We start from the raw sequence: 16251 nt of genomic DNA, 5'->3' as shown, positions 1-16251 counted from the left end.
CGCCTTACGATCTGCCCCCGACTTGGTCCCGGGCAGATCGGCCGTCTTCGCCGCTGATGCGCGGCTCGACCTATATCATTGGGAATAGGACGCTTCACAGGGTCGCCTTGCTGCGCCGTCGTATGGTATTGCAAGACCAGCAGCGACGAGTTCGTGAGCCGGATTCACATCATCGGAAAGCCGTACATCGGCGACAACCCGGCCGAAATATTTGTCACCGGCGATGTTTGTGAGAATGACAGGCGCGCCCACGCCAACCAGTCGGCCAAGCAGTAGCCTGGCGGCGTGCGCCGACCCGCGAGCTGCCGGGCATTTGGCGCGCAACTCCGGTGCGTCGATGCCGCGGAGGCGAACCAGGACCTCGATCGATTGCTGCGGCCATGGACGTGCGGAGACCAGAAGCGTATCTCCGTCCACCACTCTTAGCAGATCTGCCGTCACCGGTCCGGCGACGAAATGGGCATCGCGCGCACGTCCAGGCGTCGCGATTGCGACGATGAGGCATGCGATGACTTGTATATACGCACCGAATCGCTTCATATAAGGAATATATTCCGCAATTGCTGCGGCGGCAATAGGAATTTAAGCTTAGAAATCGATCGCCCGGCCGTTGATTTCCCAATCGCCGAAACGTGCCGGGTCAAGACCGCCGCGTCCGCCGATTTCGGGCGGAAGATCGGGCGACTTGGCGGCGGCGCGACGTTCCTCCGCTTCCTTCAGGGCGCGGAGTGCGGCCGGGGAAAGGGAGCGGCCCGCACCGCTGACATTATCATTATCGCCTTGCATCGCGTCGTCCTGAGAGAGCCGTATTGAAGAAAGGGGCATTGTTCCCCATCATATAGGTGGAATTCGAACAGGGGCAAAGTTTTGATTCACGTGAAACATTGCTGCACCCCGACTGACCTCGGAGACGTAACATGAATCTCGTCCGCACAGCGATGCTATTGGCTTTCCTGACGGCCCTTTTCATGGCTGTTGGCTTCCTGATCGGCGGTAAGGGCGGCATGATGATCGCGCTTGTCATTGCCGCGGCGACAAACCTCTTCTCCTATTGGAATGCGGATAAGATGGTCCTGTCGATGTACGGGGCCAAGGAGGTCGACGAGCGCAGCGCGCCGGAATACTACGGCATCGTACGCGATCTTGCCGCGCGCGCCGGTCTGCCGATGCCGCGCGTTTATGTGATCAACAGCGATCAGCCCAATGCCTTTGCCACGGGCCGCAATCCGCAGAACGCGGCAGTCGCTGCCTCGACGGGTCTTCTGCATAGCCTGACCTATGAGGAAGTGGCCGGCGTCATGGCGCATGAACTCGCTCATGTGCAAAATCGCGATACGCTGACCATGACGATCACGGCCACCATTGCCGGCGCGGTCTCGATGCTGGCAAACTTTGCCATGTTCTTCGGCGGAAATCGCGAGAACAACAACAATCCGCTCGGTTTCATCGGCATCCTGGTCGCCATGATCGTCGCGCCCTTCGCCGCGATGCTGGTGCAGATGGCGATCAGCCGCACGCGGGAATATTCGGCCGATAGACGCGGTGCCGAGATTTGCGGCAATCCGCTCTGGCTCTCGTCGGCGCTGCGCAAGATCGCCGTTGCGGCCGGCCGCATTCCCAACGACGAGGCGGAGCACAACCCTGCCACGGCACACATGTTCATCATCAATCCGCTGTCCGGCGCCCGGATGGACAACCTGTTCTCCACCCATCCGGATACTGGCAACCGAATTGCCGCGCTGGAGGCGATGGCGACAGGAATGCGGCAGACTGGTGCAAGACAGACCGGCGGAAGTCAGAGCAGTGGATGGCAGGCCGAGAGAAGTGAGACCTCGACGCGGCAGCCCGAGGCTGCTAAGCCCGAACGCAAATCGCGTTCCGTTCCGACGACTGGCTGGGGACGCGGTGGTTCGGAGCCACCAAAAGGTCCCTGGTCTTGACAATCAATAGAACAAAAAAAGAAACGCATCCGAAACGAAATTCGGGACGCAAGTCTGATACCCGCGAGGACGCCGAAAAGCCCGGCATCAAACCGCGCCTTGTCGCAAGCCGGCTGCTGGCAGCGGTGGTCGACCGGCAAACCTCGCTCGACGGCATGCTTGACGCGGAGAACGGCAATCCGGGCTATCGGGCGTTGAACGATGCCGACCGGGCGCTGACGCGGGCCATTCTTAATACCTCGCTTCGTCATCTGCCCCGGATTCAGGCGATCATCGATTCTTTGGTGGAAACGCCGCTTCCCGAGGGTGCGCGATCCCTCTACCATCTCCTCACGGTTGCTTCCGCGCAGATCCTCTATCTGGACGTGCCGGATCATTCCGCCGTGGATATTGCCGTGGAGCAGGCGCGCTCCGACCCACGCAGTCGACGCTTCGCAGGACTCGTCAACGCCGTGCTGCGTCGGCTGGCACGCGAGAAGGTTACGCACCTCACCGCCACCCATGTCATACCGGTCATACCATCGTGGTTCTACGAGCGGCTAGAGCAGGTCTACGGCCGCAACCATGCTTTGCGGATCGCGGACTCTCTGCTTGCGCCGGCCGCAATCGATCTCACCGTCAAATCGGCACCCGATGAATGGGCCGAAAAGCTCGGTGGCGCGGTCCTGCCGACGGGATCGGTGCGCCTGACGGCATTTTCCGGAAAGGTTCCGGATCTCGAGGGCTTTTCCGCCGGCGAATGGTGGGTGCAGGATGCCGCAGCTGCCATTCCCGCCAAACTCTTTCCCGAGCCTGCCGGCAAGGTTGTGGCAGATCTGTGTGCGGCTCCCGGGGGCAAGACGGCACAACTGGCGCTGGCCGGCGCAAGGGTAACCGCGCTCGACCAGTCAAAGAGCCGTCTCAAGCGTCTCGAGGGCAATCTCGCCCGGTTGGGCCTTTCGGCGAAGACGGCGGAGACCAATCTGCTGGACTTTCGGCCGGACGAGCTCTTTGATGCCGTCTTGCTCGACGCGCCCTGCTCGTCGACGGGGACCATCCGCCGTCATCCGGACGTCCTGTGGACCAAGGGCGCGGCCGATATCGAAAAGCTCGCGCTTCTACAGGAACGCCTGCTTCGTCACGCCACGACGCTGGTCAAGCCCGGCGGCCACCTCGTCTTTTCCAATTGCTCGCTCGATCCCCGCGAGGGCGAGGAAGTGACGGCACGCGTGCTCGCTGATCATCCCGAGTGGTCGAGAGTGCCAATCGATCCGGCCCGCTGGCCCGGTCTGGAGGAAGCCATTTCGCCGATCGGCGAATTCCGTACCACGCCGGCGATGCTGCCGGGCGGAGAGGCCGTGGCCGGAGGGCTCGACGGCTTTTATGCGGTGCTGCTTCAACGGCAGGCGTGAACCCTCTGGCGTTTCTGGCCATTACCGGCATTCAAAATGGCCGGCAGCGAGAGAAACGTCGCTTCAGCGCGCAGTTTTCATCAACAATCCATCGTTGATCGGCGAATTGACGCAGCGATAGCCTGCGCCTACCAATGAATCGATGAAAGAGTTTGTTGACAATGCGGCTCTCTGACCGGCAACGGCTGGCCTATCTCTATGGACATGAGACGTGGAGGCGGTTTTCGCGGCGGCTTGCCGTGGGGCGCGTTTCGGCGATGCGCTTTGCTGGCCGCACACCGGAGAGGCTGGTGGTCGCGCCGACGGATCTGCGCCCGGCCGATCCGTTCACGGCCGAAGAAATCATCGCCGGCCGGTTTCCGCTGGCCGGGCGCATGCTCGATTGCGAAGGGGAATCGCCCTTCGCGCTGGAACTTCCGTCGGAAGAATTCGCGGCCAGGCTGCATTGCTTCGCCTGGCTGCGTCACATGCGGATGGCCGAGAAGGATGCCGCTTCCTTCGTCGTTCGCCGCATCATCGACGACTGGATCCAGACGCATGGCCGCGTCATAGCCGGTATCGCCTGGCGTCCGGAGGTGATCGCGCAGCGGATCATCGCCTGGTTGTCGCATTCGCCAGTCGTGCTGCGCGAGGCCGACTACTCCTTCTATCGGCGATTTCTCAAAAGCCTGGCGTTCCAGGTGCGGTATCTGCGCCACATCGCCGATACGACGCGGGATGGCGAACCCCGGCTCAGGGCGCGCATTGCGCTTGCGATGGCGTCGATCGCCATGCCCAATGCGGCTTCTGCGATACGTCGCGCGTCGCGGCATCTCGATCGCGAACTCGATCGCCAGATCCTGCCGGACGGCGGACATGTCTCGCGCAATCCGCGCGTCGGGCTGGATCTGCTGTTCGACCTGTTGCCGCTGCGCCAGACTTATGTGAATCTCGGCCACGACGTTCCGCAGCGGCTTATTCCGTGCATCGACCGGATCTTTCCGGCGCTTCGCTTCTTCCGGCATCAGGGCGGCGAGCTTGCCCTCTTCAACGGCGCCACCTACACGCTTGCCAACGAACTCCTTTCCGTGCTGCGTTACGACGAGACGTCGGGGGCGCCCTTTCGGGGGTTGCCGCAGACCGGCTACGAGCGGATCGAAGCCGGCGAAACGACGATCATCGTCGATACCGGCAAGCCGCACGCCGTCGCCCTTTCGACCACGGCGACGGCTGGGTGCCTTTCGCTGGAAATGTCCTCCGGTCGGCACCGCTATTTCGTCAATTCCGGCTGCCCGCGCTTTGCGGGTGAAGCGATCCGGCAGTTGTCTCGCGCAACGGCTGCGCAAACCGTCGCAGTCCTCAACGATACCTCGTCGGCACGCATCTCCGCTTCGGGATATCTCGGCCCGGTCATCTTCGGCGGCGTGTCGAAGGTCGAGGTCGCACGTTACGAAAAGACGGACGGGGCTGACGGTCTGGTGGCAACCCACGACGGCTATCTGGCAAACTTCGGCCTGCTCTACGAGCGGGATCTCTACGTCAACGCCGCCGGAACCGATATCCGTGGACGGGAGCGCTTCATGAAGCCGGGTGGCGGTGCGCCGGACGGTGGCGGCAACGTCGCGGTCGCCCGCTTTCACATTCATCCCGCCATCCGCATCCTGCCCGTCGATCGAAACGAGGTCCGCCTTGTGGCCAATGACGGCGAAAGCTGGCGGTTCTCCTGCCTTGATGTTGCGGTGGCCGAAGAGGAGGACGTCTTCTTCGCCGATCCTTCCGGCGTCCGGGCCGGGAGACAACTCACGCTTGCCATGCCGCTCGGTACCGTTCCCGAAATCCAGTGGTTCATGCGGCGCGAACGCCGTTGACGGCGGCGACCAAGGGGAAATTGCCGGTTTCCTCGCCTGGGCTCGTGTGTTAACGGGGCGGCATGTTTTCGCCGGCGGCTCGCTCGGGCGCCGGCCCTATCCTCCCGGAGATACCCCATGGCCGTCGCTTCCAAGAAAATTCCCGCTCCCGACCGCGTCGAAGTTCGGACCGCACTTCTTTCGGTGTCCGACAAGAGCGGGATCGTCGATCTCGCGCGCGCCCTTTCGGCAAAGGGTGTGCGGCTTCTCTCCACCGGTGGGACGCACAAGGCTCTGAGCGATGCCGGTCTTGCCGTGACCGACGTGTCCGAGATTACCGGCTTTCCGGAAATCATGGACGGTCGCGTCAAGACGCTGCACCCGAACGTCCATGGGGGTCTTCTCGCCATCCGCGATGATCTCGAGCATGTCGAGGCGATGAAGGCGCATGGCATTGGCAGCATCGACCTGGCGGTCATCAACCTCTACCCGTTCGAGGAAGTGCGCGCCAAGGGCGGCGACTATCCGACGACGGTCGAGAACATCGACATCGGCGGTCCGGCGATGATCCGCGCATCTGCGAAGAACCATGCCTATGTGACGATCGTCACCGACCCGGCCGATTATCCCGCACTCGTCGAAGAGCTTGCAGACGGGGCGACTTCCTATGCGTTCCGGCAGCGGCTTGCCGCCAAGGCATTCGCCCGTACCGCTGCCTATGACACGACGATATCGAACTGGTTTGCGGAAGCGCTCGACATCGCCACGCCGGCCTACCGCACGGTCGGCGGCGTTTTGAAGGAAGAGATGCGCTACGGCGAGAACCCGCACCAGAAGGCGGCGTTCTACGTGACCGGCGAGAACAGGCCGGGTGTCGCAACGGCAACTTTGCTGCAGGGGAAGCAGCTGTCCTACAACAACATCAACGACACGGATGCCGCCTTCGAGCTGGTTGCCGAATTTCTGCCACAGAACGGTCCGGCCTGTGCGATCATCAAGCATGCCAACCCCTGCGGCGTCGCCACCGCGCCGAGCCTGAAGGAAGCTTACCATCGGGCGCTCGCCTGCGATCCGGTCTCGGCCTTTGGCGGCATCATCGCGCTGAACAGCCCTCTGGACGCGGCCACGGCGGAGGAGATCGTCAAGCTCTTTACCGAGGTCATCATCGCCCCGGCGGCGGACGATGCCGCCCGTGCCGTCATTGCCGCCAAGCCGAACCTGCGCCTGCTCGTCACCGGCGGCCTGCCCGACCCGCGCACGCCTGGCATCTCGGCAAAGACCGTTTCAGGGGGCCTGCTCGTCCAGAGCCGGGACAACGGCATGGTCGAGGACCTGGAACTGAAAGTGGTGACGAAGCGCGCTCCGAGCGCGCAGGAGCTTGCGGACATGAAGTTCGCCTTCAAGGTGGCCAAGCACGTGAAGTCGAACGCGGTCGTCTACGCCAAGGACGGCCAGACTGCCGGTATCGGCGCGGGCCAGATGAGCCGGGTCGATTCGGCCCGCATCGCCGCGCTGAAGGCCGAGGAGGCCGCAAAGGCGATGGGGCTGTCGGAACCGTTGACGCGCGGCTCGGCCGTCGCATCGGAAGCCTTCCTGCCCTTTGCCGACGGCCTGCTGTCGGCGATCGCCGCCGGCGCCACCGCCGTCATCCAGCCCGGTGGCTCGATGCGCGATGCCGAAGTGATTGCCGCCGCCGATGAAGCTGGCGTTGCCATGGTCTTTACCGGCATGCGCCACTTCCGCCATTGAGGCGACTGTCTGTAAAGGGTGACAGGTGCCGCAACAGGGCGACTGCATGTGGATTGAGACCCCTCCACACTCGGACGCGGTGGAGGGCCAAACTCAGCTGCGCAGCTGTAGCTGCCTTGAGGCAAGCGAGTACGGTGGGTATCCTGAGATATGACGAGCCATGTGGGACTTGCCGTGCGCGGCTGCACAAAACTGCGCCGGGCTACTCCGGACATCTTATCCCGGCGTCGGATACGGCGTAGCAGGGACGCAAGTCACCATCCCGTAGTTCGCGGGGCGACGCGTTCGCCCGTCGCCCGAGTTGGAATTGGCGAATGCGGGCAAGCGGCTTCCGCATGATTTCGCACTTGGGCGCGGCGTTTGACTATACGCGGCCAATCGCGCCGGGTTGCACGCTTCTGTCCCTGCCATAGTCGCGGCTGTAGGAAATCTGCCCGCGGCCGACTTTCGGCAGGCGTTTCAGTTCGTGTTCGGCAAGCTGGAAGGTTCCGTCGGCAAAAGTGCCGGTGTCGACGGTTTCCGATCGATCGAAGCGCAAGACGCTCAGCAGATTTGAAAGCATGGTCATTCCTCCAGGTCAGCGCAGAAACGGCGATTCGCCGTTTCCGTTCCATGCCTACGCCGAAAATTCAAAACGGATCGTTAACCATGATCAGGGCTGTTCAGGCTGTAGCGAGGGGCATCCGAAATCGCATCGTCGGTCGGAAGCGAAATCTGGCAGTGTCTTTGAGCCTTGGGCCAGAGTTTTCTTCAAAATGGGTTATTTCAACGGGGCAAGGTCAGACAGCTACCAGCGCTGAATGCCCTTGAACGTAGCGTCTAGCCTTCTGTTGGAGAGGCGCCAAGGATTGACCAGCATACTGAGGCGTTGCCTTGGACATCTTGAAGGGTCGGGATAATGTCAGCCCAACGCAGACGGCAATGATCGATGGCAGCCAAGACAACCCTAAACGCCAAGAACCTGGAAGCACTCGGCGCACCGCGCCTGGCAGAGCTTCTGATCGAAATCAGCACCGGCAGCGCCGCCCACAAGCGACGGCTTCGCATGGCGCTTGCCGGCAATCACAGCAGCGCAGAAGTGGCGCGCGAAGTGCGCAAGCGGCTTGCCAGCATTGCCCGCGCCCGCACCTTCATCGACTGGCGCAAGGTCAAGCGCGTCAAGACCGACCTGGAAACGCAGCGCAAGACGATCGTCGAAACCGTTGCCGCCGATGATCCAAAGGAAGCCTTCGAGCTCATCTGGCAGTTCCTTGCCTTAGCGGATTCGGTATTCGAGCGATCGAACGACGGCAGCGGCTCGCTGATCGAGAGCTTCCACCAGGCTTGCGCGGACGCCGGCGCCATCGCCAAGTCTGCGGGCGTGGATCTCGACATCCTTGCCGACAAGATCTTCGTCGCGGTGCAGGACAACGGCTACGGCCAGTATGATCAACTTATCACATCCATGGTGCCGGCGCTTGGCAACGACGGTCTCGAACGCCTGAAGGGTCTCTTCGTGCAATGGGCGAAAGAACCCAAGGAGAAACCGGCGAAAGATGAACGCAAGGTCATCGGCTGGAGCAGCCGGGGACCGATCTACGAGGACGAGGTCTACGCCACTCGCCGAGACCTCACGGTGCGCATCGCCTTGCAGGAAATAGCCGACGCGCTGGGCGACGTCGACGCCTATATCGCCCAGCAGCCGGAGAAGACGCGCAGCGCACCGTTGGTAGCGGCCGATATCGCCAACCGACTACGCTCTGCCGGACGAGCAAAGGAGGCGCTGACGGCGCTGGACAAGGTCGACACGAAGGGCCGAGCCGACGTCCCGTTCGATTGGCAACTGGCCCGCGTCGAGACGCTGGACGCCCTGGGACGCGGCGAGGAGGCGCAAGCGTTTCGCTGGACGTGTTTCGAGCAGTCGCTGAACGATGAACACCTACGTGCCTTCCTGCGACGGCTGCCGGACTTCGACGACCTCGAGGCCGAGGAAAACGCATTCGCCTATGCCCAGGCCTATCCCGATATTCACCTGGCACTCGCCTTTTTCCTCCGCTGGCCTTCTTCAGCCGAGGCGGCGAAGCTCGTCTGCCGGCGAAGGGGCGAACTAGACGGCGATCTCTACGAACTGATGACGCCCGCAGCAGAGGTCCTGGCTGAGAAGTATCCACTGGCGGCGACCACCGTTCTGCGCGCGATGATCGACTTCACGCTCGATAGCGCTCGTTCCAGCCGCTACAAGCACGCCGCACGGCATCTCGCCGAATGCTCATCGCTTGCACGGCGCATTGATGACTACGGCAGTGCTGAATCCCATGACGCCTATGTTGCCGATCTGAAGCATCGACACGGCAAGAAGCATGGCTTCTGGAGCTTGGTCGGGTAATGCAGTTGAGGTTTGGACCAAAGCACCCGCGCTCGTCGTCTTCCGGACCATGTGACACTCACCAGTTACCAGGGTCGGCAGTGTGATCGGTCACCGCATACTCGTCTGCCTTTTCTCGATCGAGCACCAATTCCGTTGTCGTCTTTGTCTCGTCTGTGACCAGGTAGTTGATCGGCGCCGATCCTCTACTTAGCTCTCGATACATCTGCAGGGCAGCCTCCTCGGCGGTGTCTGCTTCTATCTTAAGGGTAGTAGTGACTGCGAATGTCGGCATGGCTTGGCCCTCGCTGTGCGCCGCATCTCGTGCGACAGAACTGAAGATCCCATAATGATTGAGAGCTAGGAAGCAAGTTGACCGAACCCATCGATCAGATGAGAGTTGGGCAACCGGACTTCCCGGCATTCAGGAACAACTCGAGGCGCTCATGTTTCCACTTTCGCATATGATGAAGTCCTTCATACGCAAAGGTTGTCTGACCGTCATCGACGCAGAAGGAAAGCGCCATGTATTCAAAGGCGCGCCCGGTCCGCAGGTGACGATGAGGCTAACCGACAGGAAGCTCTACCGGACATTGGTTTTCAATGCTGAGCTTGCCGCTGGCGAAGCCTACATGGATGGAACGATGCGGTTCGAGGAGGGCTCGACGCTACGGGATTTTCTGACGCTCTTCTCGGTCAACCGCCTCTCGCTCGGCTCCTATCCGATCCAGAAGGTCCTGCGCGCCATCAAGATGCGCTTCCGCAAGCGCCAGCAGTCGAATCGTAAGGGACAGGCGCAGCAGAACGTCGCCCACCACTACGATCTCGGCAACGATTTCTACCGGCTGTTTCTCGATGAGAACATGCTGTATTCCTGCGCTTATTTCCGGGAGCCAGGCGAGACCCTCGAGCAGGCTCAACGCAACAAGCTCCGGCTACTCGCCAGCAAGCTCGGACTGAAACCTGGAATGAAGGTGCTCGATATCGGCTGCGGCTGGGGCGACCTCGCGCTTTATCTGGCGGCACTGGAGGATGTGGACGTTCTCGGCGTGACGCTGTCCAGGGAACAACAGGCGCTTGCCTCGCGGCGGGCTGAAAACGCAGGGCTTGCCGCTCGCGTCCGTTTCGAGCTGAAGGACTATCGGGACGTCGAGGGACCGTTCGACCGCATCGTTTCCGTCGGCATGTTCGAGCATGTCGGCGTTCATCACTATGATGAATTCTTCAAGAAGCTGAATGCACTGATGCCGGATGACGGCCTGACAGTGCTGCATTCGATTGGACACATGAGTCCGCCGGGTATGGCAAGCCCGTGGCTGCGCAAGTATATTTTTCCCGGGGCCTATTCGCCGGCGCTCTCGGAAGTGTTCGAGGTCGTTGAGCGCAACAGCCTCTGGGTGACGGATCTGGAATTCCTGCGTGTTCACTACGCCACGACGCTCGCCCATTGGACCGACCGCTTCGAGGCGAACCGCGACAAGGTGATTGCGCTTTACGACGAGCGTTTTGCGCGCATGTGGGAATTCTACCTGATCAGCGCGGAGATGATGTTCCGCACCGGCAGCCAGCTCGTTTTCCATATGCAGCTTTCGCGCTCTCGTGACGCCGCGCCGATTGTTCGCGACTACATCACCGACAAACAGCGTGACTACATCGAACGAGAGAAAACGCTCAGTCTGTCTGTGTGAACCGACATTTTGGGCTTTGCCCAGCGCTCTGTCGTAGGTGGCGGTTCGCGCATAACTGAAATGCTACCGTTTGGTTGCCATCCACAATACATGGCGGGCGCCACCGCGTTCTCCATTGGCGCGCACATTGACCTCGTCGGTGGCAAAGCCGACCCCCCGCAAGCGACGCGTAAAGGCACTGTCCGGCGCGGATGACCAGACCGCAAGCACGCCGTTCGCGCGCAGGGCACTTTGGGCGGCACGAAGACCGCTGTGGTTATAGAGGCCGTCGTTGGAGGCGCGCGTCAGCCCGTCGGGACCATTGTCGACATCGAGCAAGATGGCATCGTAAGCATTTTTCCGTGACCGGATCAGCGCGCCGACGTCGCCTATTTCGATGCCGACACGCGGATCGTCGAGCGTGCCCTTGTGGAGATCTGACATCGGTCCCCGCGCCCAATCGACCACGGCCGGAACGAGTTCAGCGACTGTGACGCGGGCATCGTCGGGCAGTCCGCCCAGGGCGGCCCGCAATGTAAAGCCCATGCCGAGGCCGCCGATCAGGATGCTGGCGCCTTTCCGACCGGAAATCCGCTCACAGCACAGCGTGGCCAGCGCTTCCTCAGAACCGCTCAGCCTGCTGTTCATCAGCTCCGTCGAGCCGAGCATGATGGAGAATTCGCTACCCCGCTGCTTCAGGCGCAACTCTCCCCCATCGCCAGGAATGGTCGCGCGATCAAGCTGAATCCAGGGAAGCATCGGCGTATCTCGCTGTGTTGTGTTGTGGGCGCCTCGTAGCTGCAACGCATGATGAGCTTGCGCCGTTTCGTTAGTGCCATCATTGTGGCCCTGGCCAACCTCGGCACGAATATCGAAATCAAGAAGATGTCGGCTGGTCGATGGGGGCCTTGGCAGCCCAAGGAACCAATGGCGGAGAGGGGGGGATTCGAACCCCCGATAGAGTTGCCCCTATGCCGCATTTCGAGTGCGGTGCATTCAACCGCTCTGCCACCTCTCCGCATACGGTCGGCGCTTGTTCAGCGCGCCGGCTACATAGCGGCTGATTTGCGCGCTTGCAAGGGGCAGTTTCGCCCAGAGGCAACTAATTGACCGGAAAGCGGCAAAACGCCTTGACAGGTTTTGGAAGCTCGCCTATTGCCGCACGTGCGTGGCAAAGGCCTAGGGTCTGCCTGCAGTGGGTCGGTACTTTGCGCTACGGCGACAAGTGCCCGGACCATTTTCACCGGCGGGATCAATCCCGTCCAAACCGACTGACAAAAAGACGGCCTCGCCTTTCTGCGAAGAGCCGGAACGAACATGAAAGGACAAGAAATGTTCGCAGTCATCAAGACCGGCGGTAAGCAGTACCGCGTGGCAGCCAACGACGTCGTGACGGTTGAAAAGCTCGTCGCTGTCGCTGGCGACAAGATTGAATTCACCGAAGTGCTGATGGTTGGCGAAGGCGCCGACGCGACGATCGGTGCTCCCTTCGTCGAAGGCGCGGTCGTGACCGCCGAAGTCGTCGAGCAGGGTCGCGCCAAGAAGGTCATCGCCTTCAAGAAGCGTCGCCGCCAGAACTCCAAGCGTTCGCGCGGCCATCGCCAGCACCAGACGACTGTCCGGATCGTCGACATCGCGGCAGCCGGCGGCAAGGCAAAGAAGTCTTCCAAGAAGACCGAAGCCGCTGCCGAAGCAGCAGCGAACTGAAGATCAGGACGAAGGTAAAGGAGAACTCCCATGGCACACAAAAAAGCTGGCGGTTCCTCGCGTAACGGTCGCGATTCGGAGTCCAAGCGCCTCGGCGTGAAGAAATTCGGCGGCGAAACCGTCATTGCAGGCAACATCATCGTGCGTCAGCGCGGTACGAAGTGGCATCCGGGCGCCAATGTCGGCCTCGGCAAGGACCACACTATTTTTGCGCTTACGGCTGGCAACGTGAACTTCCGTACGAAGGCCAATGGCCGCGTGTACGTGTCTGTAATGCCGAAAGCCGAAGCAGCGGAATAAGCCGGTAGCGCTCTAAAACAGCCGGCGTCTCATCGACCCGGCTGATGCTACAGGTATCGAACCTGCAGAAACAAAAGGGGAGATGGGGCAATCCATCTCCCCTTTTTGTTCATCTGGAGGATCGAACATGTTCAGCGAATTGTTGAGGGAAGACCAATCCCGGTCTCCCGAACAACGGCCAAGGCCGGAACGGTCAAGGACCGATTGCCCGATCTTATTGACGCAGCGGCTCGTTCTCAGAGCCCCGCACGAAGACGACATCGACGCCCTTGCCCATCTCGCCAACAACGCCAACATTGCAACGATGGTTGCCCGCATGCCGCATCCATACACGATCGCGGACGCGGCTGACTTCGTGCGACGCACAAAAGCCGGCGCGATTGGCAAGTGCGTCTATGCGATTACAACGGCGGATAACGGCGCGTTCATCGGTTGCTGCGGTGTCGAGCCCCAGGAAGACGGGCGCACGGTCGAACTCGGCTACTGGCTCGGCGAACCATACTGGAACCAGGGCTACGCCACGGAAGCGGCGCAAAGCCTGACGGACATGGTCTTCAGGACCCGCGACGTCGACCAGATCGATGCGCGCTGCCGCGTCATGAACATCCCCTCGCGACGCGTCATCCAGAAGTGCGGCTTTCAGTTCCAGGCGACCGGCATGGTCCAGAGCCTTGCCGTGGGGGGAATGGTATCGGTCGAATGGTACCGGTTGGACCGGCGAACCTGGGTTTCCCTGAAGAGCTGGGGGAACATAGGATGAGCGCGCTTCGTCACGAGCGGGAAGACCACGCCGTCGCAGACCCGGGAGCCGTGCCCGCCATTGCGACGGCGCGGCTGGCTCTGCGTCCGCACCGGCTTGCCGATGCGTCTGCAATTGCGGAATCGCTGAACGACTTCCGGGTCTCGCGCATGTTGGCGCGGGTCCCCGCACCGTTCGACCGGCAGGATGCGGAAGAGTGGCTTGCGGGCGTGACGAGCGGGCTCGTGCCGGGCTGGGCACTTGCCATCACCACCGGGGACGACGTTCATATCGGAGCCGTGACCTTCGAGGAGCGGGCCGGCGGCTGGCATCTCGGCTACTGGCTGAACCGCTTCTACTGGGCTCGCGGCTATATGGGCGAGGCCGTGCAGGCGGCAACGGCGCGGTTCCTCATGCGGATGCCGGGCGTGGAGGTCCATTCCGGCGTCTTTGCCGACAATCCCGCCTCGCTGAAGGTGCAGGAGACGATCGGCTTCCGCATCACCGGGCTGAGCGAGATCTACTCGGTCGCGCGCGGCGCGATGGTGCCGCATGTGGAGACGCTGCTTTCACCGGGCGATTTTCGCCCGGCTGCATCGCGGCGGTGACATCGGCCATCGCACGATCGCGGCGGTTCGGCCTAGCCGAGTTCGAACCAGACCGGCAGGTGATCCGATCCAGTCGCGGCCTCGTCGATCCAGGCGTCCTTGAGGCGTCCGACGAGGCCGTGACTGATGAAGCAATAGTCGAGGTACATGCGGTTGCCATGGTCCTGCGGATCGATCCAGCTGTAACTGTCCGACGTTCGCCGTCCGAGGCCGGCGAGAACATCGACGGGAAAGGTCGCCCGGATCTGCCGGCCATAATAGGCGTCGATTTCGCCGACCATGCTGCAGTATTCGGGCGATTCCGGAACCATGTTGAAGTCGCCCATCAGGACGTAGTCGTCCGGGAAGGGCGGCTGTCGAAGACCGAATTCCTCGGCGCCGGAAATCGCGCCGCCGTCGAGGGCATAGGCCTGGGCTTGCGTTTTCAGGTGGCGGATCTGTTCGATCCTTTCGCCGCGATAGACATGGTCGAGATGGACCGAATAGACGCGAAGGGCGCCGCCGGGCGCATCGATGACGGCCTCGGTCGCGCCGCGCTGCAGGTTGAGCTTGTCGAGCGTGCGGCTGCGCGGCAGAGGAATGAGGCGCGAGGCGAGGATGGGATGGCGCGACAGCACCATGTTGCCGAACTGGAAGCGGCGGCTGCGCGCGCGACCGTCCTCGACGACAGAGCCCGCGTCAACGTCGCAGGCCGGCCAGTAGACGGAAAAATGCCCGGGGAGAAGGCTTTGGAGCTCGGCGACCATGTCGATTTCGCCGTTGCGGTGGAAGCCGCGGGTCACCTCCTGCAGCGCGATGATGTCGGCGCCTTCGATCTCTGCGGCGATCCGGGCAAGGTCCAGCCGCCCGTCAAGGCCGATGCCATACTGGATGTTGTAGCTGACGAATTTCACGATAATCTTTGACCTCTGCAGGAACCGGCTATATCGAAGCTGCGAAACGCAAGCAAAAGAACGGCGAACCGAAATGAAGTTTCTCGATCAAGCGAAAGTCTATATCCGCTCAGGCGACGGCGGTGCAGGGGCTGTCTCGTTTCGTCGCGAAAAATTCATCGAGTTCGGCGGTCCGGACGGCGGTGACGGCGGGCGTGGCGGCGACGTCTGGGTGGAGGCCGTCAACGGCCTGAACACGCTCATCGATTTCCGCTACCAGCAGCATTTCAAGGCCGCCACCGGCATGCACGGCATGGGCCGCAACCGGACCGGCGCCGGCGGCGCATCGGTGACGCTGAAGGTGCCGGTTGGCACGCAGGTGTTCGAAGAGGACGACGAGACGCTGATCGTCGACCTGACCACGGAAGGGCAGCGTTTCCGGCTTGCCGCCGGCGGCAATGGTGGCTTCGGCAACACACATTTCAAATCCTCGACGAACCAGGCACCCAACTGGGCCAATCCGGGTCTGGAGGGCGAGGAGAAGACGATCTGGCTGCGGTTGAAGCTCATCGCCGATGCCGGGCTGGTGGGACTGCCGAACGCCGGAAAGTCCACCTTCCTTGCGACCTGCACGCGGGCGCGGCCGAAGATCGCCAACTATCCCTTCACGACGCTGCATCCGAACCTGGGCGTAGCGACAGTCGACGGTCGCGAATTCATCCTCGCCGATATTCCCGGCCTGATCGAAGGTGCGCATGAGGGAACCGGCCTCGGCGATCGTTTCCTCGGCCATGTGGAGCGCACGCGGGTCCTGCTGCATCTTGTCTCGGCGCAGGAGGAGAATGTCGGCAAGGCCTACAAGACCGTAAAGAACGAGCTCGAAGCCTATGGTGGCGGGCTGACCGACAAGCCGGAGGTCGTCGCGCTGTCGCAGATCGACATCCTGGACGAGGACGAACTGAAGAAGAAGGCAAAGGAGCTGGAGAAGGCCTGCGGCCAGAAACCGCTCCTTTTGTCTGCGATCACCAATGTCGGCATGCTGGATGCGTTGCGCGCCTTGCGCGACGAGATCGTCCGCTTCGGCACGGAAGAAAGGGAAGGCGACTAG

Annotated in this window: 17 protein-coding genes and 1 tRNA gene; 11 read left to right on the top strand and 7 right to left on the bottom strand. The window is 61.9% G+C overall.

The window, feature by feature from the left end:
• Positions 1 to 75: 75 nt before the first annotated feature.
• Positions 76 to 540, bottom strand: coding sequence for a thermonuclease family protein (locus tag HV823_RS02080; protein ID WP_176948079.1), 465 nt, complete (start codon positions 538 to 540; stop codon positions 76 to 78).
• A 48-nt stretch (positions 541 to 588) separates the two neighbouring features.
• Complete coding sequence (locus tag HV823_RS02075) at positions 589 to 786, bottom strand: DUF1674 domain-containing protein (protein WP_176948078.1); 198 nt, start codon at positions 784 to 786, stop codon at positions 589 to 591.
• A 131-nt stretch (positions 787 to 917) separates the two neighbouring features.
• On the opposite strand from HV823_RS02075, the gene htpX reads away from it, so the two are divergent.
• From htpX to purH, 4 genes are all read left to right on the top strand, one after another.
• A complete protein-coding gene (htpX, locus tag HV823_RS02070) occupies positions 918 to 1940 on the top strand; it encodes a zinc metalloprotease HtpX (protein WP_176948077.1) in 1023 nt (340 codons plus the stop codon).
• On the top strand, positions 1937 to 3331 hold the full coding sequence (locus tag HV823_RS02065; protein ID WP_210270659.1) for an RsmB/NOP family class I SAM-dependent RNA methyltransferase: 1395 nt from the start codon (positions 1937 to 1939) through the stop codon (positions 3329 to 3331). The genes htpX and HV823_RS02065 overlap by 4 nt, the downstream gene beginning before the upstream one ends.
• A 161-nt stretch (positions 3332 to 3492) precedes the next feature.
• Positions 3493 to 5178 carry a heparinase II/III family protein gene (locus tag HV823_RS02060; RefSeq protein ID WP_176948076.1) on the top strand — a complete coding sequence of 562 codons (1686 nt, stop codon included), beginning with the start codon at positions 3493 to 3495 and terminating at the stop codon, positions 5176 to 5178.
• A gap of 117 nt (positions 5179 to 5295) precedes the next feature.
• The gene (purH, locus tag HV823_RS02055) at positions 5296 to 6906 is read left to right on the top strand and encodes a bifunctional phosphoribosylaminoimidazolecarboxamide formyltransferase/IMP cyclohydrolase (RefSeq protein ID WP_176948075.1); all 1611 of its coding nucleotides are present in this window, start codon (positions 5296 to 5298) and stop codon (positions 6904 to 6906) included.
• 364 nt (positions 6907 to 7270) lie between these two features.
• Here purH and HV823_RS02050 read toward each other — a convergent pair whose 3' ends face one another.
• On the bottom strand, positions 7271 to 7468 hold the full coding sequence (locus HV823_RS02050) for a hypothetical protein (RefSeq protein WP_176948074.1): 198 nt from the start codon (positions 7466 to 7468) through the stop codon (positions 7271 to 7273).
• A 366-nt stretch (positions 7469 to 7834) separates the two neighbouring features.
• On the opposite strand from HV823_RS02050, the gene HV823_RS02045 reads away from it, so the two are divergent.
• Entirely contained in the window at positions 7835 to 9271 is a 1437-nt protein-coding gene (locus HV823_RS02045; protein WP_176948073.1) for a DUF6880 family protein, read from the top strand.
• A gap of 58 nt (positions 9272 to 9329) precedes the next feature.
• Here the strand turns inward: HV823_RS02045 and HV823_RS26565 are convergent, their stop codons facing one another.
• Positions 9330 to 9545: a hypothetical protein gene (locus HV823_RS26565; protein WP_246300657.1), complete on the bottom strand. Its 216-nt coding sequence runs from the start codon at positions 9543 to 9545 to the stop codon at positions 9330 to 9332.
• A 151-nt stretch (positions 9546 to 9696) separates the two neighbouring features.
• Between HV823_RS26565 and HV823_RS02040 the strand changes: the two genes are divergently transcribed.
• The gene (locus HV823_RS02040; RefSeq protein WP_176948072.1) at positions 9697 to 10938 is read left to right on the top strand and encodes an SAM-dependent methyltransferase; all 1242 of its coding nucleotides are present in this window, start codon (positions 9697 to 9699) and stop codon (positions 10936 to 10938) included.
• A 63-nt stretch (positions 10939 to 11001) separates the two neighbouring features.
• Here HV823_RS02040 and HV823_RS02035 read toward each other — a convergent pair whose 3' ends face one another.
• Together HV823_RS02035 and HV823_RS02030 are read right to left on the bottom strand one after the other, a co-directional pair.
• A complete protein-coding gene (locus tag HV823_RS02035; protein ID WP_176948183.1) occupies positions 11002 to 11676 on the bottom strand; it encodes a spermidine synthase in 675 nt (224 codons plus the stop codon).
• A 169-nt stretch (positions 11677 to 11845) separates the two neighbouring features.
• Positions 11846 to 11935 (bottom strand) — tRNA-Ser (locus tag HV823_RS02030).
• Positions 11936 to 12249: 314 nt separating this feature from the next.
• Here HV823_RS02030 and rplU point away from each other — a divergent pair.
• The 4 genes from rplU (at position 12250) to HV823_RS02010 (ending at position 14271) form a co-directional block, all read left to right on the top strand.
• The gene (gene rplU, locus HV823_RS02025) at positions 12250 to 12624 is read left to right on the top strand and encodes a 50S ribosomal protein L21 (protein ID WP_097138042.1); all 375 of its coding nucleotides are present in this window, start codon (positions 12250 to 12252) and stop codon (positions 12622 to 12624) included.
• Positions 12625 to 12654: 30 nt separating this feature from the next.
• Positions 12655 to 12924 carry a 50S ribosomal protein L27 gene (gene rpmA / locus HV823_RS02020; RefSeq protein WP_097137748.1) on the top strand — a complete coding sequence of 90 codons (270 nt, stop codon included), beginning with the start codon at positions 12655 to 12657 and terminating at the stop codon, positions 12922 to 12924.
• Between the two features lie 127 nt (positions 12925 to 13051).
• Positions 13052 to 13684, top strand: a complete 633-nt coding sequence (locus tag HV823_RS02015; protein ID WP_176948071.1) for a GNAT family N-acetyltransferase — start codon at positions 13052 to 13054, stop codon at positions 13682 to 13684.
• Entirely contained in the window at positions 13681 to 14271 is a 591-nt protein-coding gene (locus tag HV823_RS02010; protein ID WP_176948070.1) for a GNAT family N-acetyltransferase, read from the top strand. The genes HV823_RS02015 and HV823_RS02010 overlap by 4 nt, the downstream gene beginning before the upstream one ends.
• Positions 14272 to 14303: 32 nt before the next feature.
• Here HV823_RS02010 and HV823_RS02005 read toward each other — a convergent pair whose 3' ends face one another.
• Positions 14304 to 15164 (bottom strand): endonuclease/exonuclease/phosphatase family protein, encoded by an 861-nt coding sequence (locus HV823_RS02005; RefSeq protein WP_176948069.1) that lies wholly within the window; start codon positions 15162 to 15164, stop codon positions 14304 to 14306.
• Positions 15165 to 15237: 73 nt separating this feature from the next.
• Between HV823_RS02005 and obgE the strand changes: the two genes are divergently transcribed.
• Entirely contained in the window at positions 15238 to 16251 is a 1014-nt protein-coding gene (gene obgE / locus HV823_RS02000; RefSeq protein WP_176948068.1) for a GTPase ObgE, read from the top strand.

It is taken from the genome of Mycoplana rhizolycopersici (genome assembly GCF_013378445.1).
In the GTDB taxonomy this organism is placed as follows: Bacteria; Pseudomonadota; Alphaproteobacteria; order Rhizobiales; family Rhizobiaceae; genus Mycoplana; species Mycoplana rhizolycopersici.
Note: the sequence above shows the minus strand (reverse complement) of the source record. Positions and strands in the feature narration are given on the sequence as shown.